This is a genomic window from Streptococcus sp. SS-4456 (assembly GCF_036680365.1).
In the GTDB taxonomy this organism is placed as follows: Bacteria; Bacillota; Bacilli; order Lactobacillales; family Streptococcaceae; genus Streptococcus.
This window is the reverse complement of the sequence record NZ_JAVIHI010000115.1, coordinates 1-296: the sequence shown is the minus strand read 5'-3', so window position 1 is coordinate 296 and position 296 is coordinate 1. Positions and strand designations below refer to the sequence as shown.

Annotated in this window: 1 protein-coding gene; it reads right to left on the bottom strand. The window is 42.2% G+C overall.

Annotation, left to right across the window (positions count from 1 at the left end; all coding sequences use genetic code 11):
* A partial coding sequence (locus RFK25_RS11630) for a GBS Bsp-like repeat-containing protein (protein ID WP_332413565.1) occupies positions 1 to 296 on the bottom strand: 296 nt, incomplete at both ends.

Here is a 296-nt window from a genome sequence, read left to right as displayed (position 1 = left end):
CTTTAATTCTGGTAAGGTAGTGGTCGTTTGAGCAACATAGGTCATACTGCCATCCGTACCGCGATAATACAAGTGAATATGGTACTTACCTGTGCCATAATTATGCTTGCTATTAGGAACCGTTACTTTGTAACTTCCGTCTGATTGACGATCTGCAGTATGGTAAATGATGTCATCTTGTCCATTGCTTTCCGTCCAAGTAGGAACCAAGACCTTGCTCAAACCTCGTGGGGCTGATACATTAGTAACATGGACATCAAAGCTACCTGATTGGGCATTGACATTCGAAACTGAAA